Consider the following 3,317-nt stretch of genomic DNA (forward strand, 5'->3'; position numbering starts at 1 on the left):
TACATAGGCGAGCTGGTCTGGGTGCGGCTCGTTATTCAACGCATTCGCAGGGAAATCGTTCAGCGACAAACGATCGACCGCCACTGGAGCAACCGTTGCAACCTCAGGCAGAACCCCAATCAACGCTGAAGAGGTAAGCAACAAGCGGGCACCGCTGTCTTTGAGCATGTAATGCAGACGATCTTTCGGATAGCCCGGGTCCAACGGCAGGAAGGCGCCACCGGCTTTCATCACCGCAATAAAGGNGCTTCCACCATGGTGACGCCACGTTCGAACGACACCCCCACCACTTGATCCGCTTTCACGCCTTGGCCCATCAAGTAACGGGCCAGCTGATTAGAGCGCGCGTCCAGTTCGGCAAACGACACGCGAGTGCCACCGTGCACTAGCGCAATGGCATCACCGCGTTTGGCGGCCTGTTGCGAGAACAGGGAAACGAAGCTATCCGCAACCCACTCACCCCCACCCTGACTCCACTGTTGCAATGGGGCGGCATCGTCACCCAGCGCATTCAGTTCGGCCAAGGTCATGCCCTCGGATTGAGACAACGCCAGCAACGTTCGCTTAAAGGCGCTGGCCATGCGCTCCACCAACGGCACCGGCAACGCTTGGCTATCGTGGGCGAACAACATTTGCAGGTGATCGCCGGGCAACACTGCCACAGTCAACGGGTAATGAGTGAACTCGTGGCTGGTGGGAGTCCCCAATTGCAATTCACTCTGCCCACCCCCCAAAAGAGATTCATCTAGCGGGTAGTTTTCAAACACCAACAAGGTGTCGAACAACCCCTCCCCGCCCCAGCCGGCATCCTGTTGCACTTCGAACAATGGCGCGTGGCCCTGTTCCCGTAGCGCCGCATTGTCCGCCTGCAATTGCATCAACCAGTCCGCCACCGGTTGTTCGCCATGCAGAGGCACAGTCATGGGTAGGGTATTAATAAACAGCCCCAGCATACTGTCGCTGCCTGCCAATTCCGCCGGTCGACCCGCTACCGTATTACCGAAGACCACTCGCTGCTGGCCGGTAAAACGGCCCAGCACCCGTGCCCAGGCGGCTTGCACCAGGGTATTGATGGTCAACCCTTTGTCACGGGCGGCTTGGCGCAGGCCATCGCTGGTGGCCGCATCAAATTCGATGGGGTGCCGGCGAAACGCGCCTTTCTCCCCCGTCCCCACGGCGTCCACCAGCCGGGTGGGCAGCTGCACCGGCGACAGGTACTGTTGCCAAAATGCTCGAGTGACGGCCCGGTCCTGCTGCTGCAACCAAGCCAGATAATCCGCATAGCTTTTCGTCATCGCCGCCAGTGTCTTGCCGTGATACAGAGCCATCAATTCTGTGAGCAGCAGCCCGGTGCTCCAGCCATCCATGAGGATATGGTGCAGTGTCAGCACGCACTCAAACCGGTCTTCGCTGGTACGCAACAAGTCGACTTTCCACAGCGGCGCCGCTTGCAAGTCGAACCCATTTTCCCGCCGCTGCTTGCACCACTTATCCAGCGCCGATGCACTATCACCTTCACCGCGCAGATCCAGCTCACACCAGGGCAGCTTCACCTGCTGCGTAGACCAAACCGCTTGATGGCGATCGTCTGCCTGCGCTGCAGGCAGCAAACTTGTGCGCAACACACCATGGCGTTCCAGTAGTGTCTGCCAGGCCTGGCACATCCGGGCTGGCTGTACTCCGGTGAGCGGCAACACCAGTTGGTTTACATAGGTGCTGTTGTTACCACTTAACTGGGAATGAAATAGCAGCCCTGATTGCAACGGCGACAGGGGCAAAATTTGCTGCGGACGGTCATGTAGGGCGTCCAGTTGCATTTGGGTTAGCGATGCCAGAGGCATATCCGCCGGGGTTAGCACCGGGGCCTGCGTGGCACAGTGCCGTGCCAAACGGTCGCACTGCTCCAGCCACTGGCTTACCAGCCTATCACCCTGCCCCTGGGAGAGAGATTCACCATCTACATTCACCTGAATGCGCAAGGCGCCGTTTTGTTGATCTGCGTTGATCACCAATGGCGCATCGGCCGGAGCATCCGTTTCCTGCCACAGGCCTGCGTCCATTAACGACACGCCGGGCATATCATCGTGCCGGAACTGACCAAGATAATTGAACAGCACATCCAGGCGGTGGTCCCCATCCTCCAGTTTGCCGTGCTGAACCAGCAAGCCATACGCCAACCCACCATTGGCTGGCTGGCGCAATTGTTCTTTTTGCTGCTTGATGGTGGCCGTCAGATCCTCGGCACGATCTAGCCGTTGGGGATACAAACTGGTCAACCAGCCCACCGTACGACTTAAGTCCACCGCGGCATCACCGGCTGCCCGACCATGGCTTTCCCGGTGAATGCGTACCGCATTGCGACCACTGAAATCGGCCAGAGTCTGGGCCAGCGCGATAAGCAAAAATTCTTCCAGATTTAACGAGGCATAACGGTCAGCGCTATGCTGCCAGCGGCTCAATGTCTGGGCATCGGTTTGCCGATCAATACGTGAAGCGACGCCACCTTTCACCGTGGAAAATAATGGTGGCATGGGCTCACACACCGCTTGCCAGTAAGGCAACGCTTGTTCTGCCTGCGGCAGAAAGTGCTGGTCCAGTATCTCCTGCCAATCGCGCAAAGTGTGTGTCTTGCGCGGCAAGGAGGCCTTTCCGCTTACTTCAATTTGCTGGTAAGCCGTAAAAAAATCTTCCAACAAAATACGCCAAGACACCCCATCCACCGCCAAATGGTGAATGCTAAGCAACAACTGCGGGGAAGCCCCAGTAACATACAGCGCACCCAATAAGGTGCCCTTCGCCGGATTCAGGCTGCGCTGCACGGCGATCATCTGAGCTTCGATGGCGGCACTATCGTCACTGTCTATCTGTTGCAACAACGGCGCGTCATTCACCGGCAGGCAATACGCTGTTCCCACCTGTTGATTATCGAACTGAACACGCAGCGCATCGTGTTGCGCCATCAACCTCTGCAACGCCTGTTCCAGCACCTGCGCATCAAAATGTTTTTGCACGGAAAAGCGCAAATATTGATTGCAAGCGGACAACCCTCGCTGCTGAATAAAACGCTGTTGAATCGGCAATAAAGACACCGGGCCAGACAAGGGCTCTTGGCTGGCCATGGTGACATTCACCGGGTCCGCCACTGCGGCCTGCTGACTCAGCACCGGGTGTTCAAAAAGGTCCTTAGGCGTTAATGCCAAGCCCTGTTGCCGAGCACGGCTGACCACCTGCAAAGCCAAAATGGAATCGCCGCCCAGGGCAAAGAAGTTGTCATCACGACTCACGCCTTCTCGGCCCAGCAGAGACTGCCAAATGTC

1 protein-coding gene and 1 pseudogene are annotated in these 3,317 nt (G+C 57.6%); both read right to left on the reverse strand.

The features are described from left to right. Positions 1-231, reverse strand: a 231-nt coding sequence (locus Y017_RS15420) for an AMP-binding protein (RefSeq protein ID WP_255346559.1), incomplete at its 3' end; no start/stop codon positions are given. A gap of 15 nt (positions 232-246) precedes the next feature. After that, positions 247-3,284, reverse strand: a pseudogene (locus Y017_RS08030) (condensation domain-containing protein); the annotation flags it as partial. Positions 3,285-3,317: the final 33 nt, after the last annotated feature.

The sequence above is a fragment of the Alcanivorax sp. 97CO-5 genome (assembly GCF_000524665.1).
GTDB lineage: Bacteria > Pseudomonadota > Gammaproteobacteria > Pseudomonadales > Alcanivoracaceae > Alcanivorax > Alcanivorax borkumensis.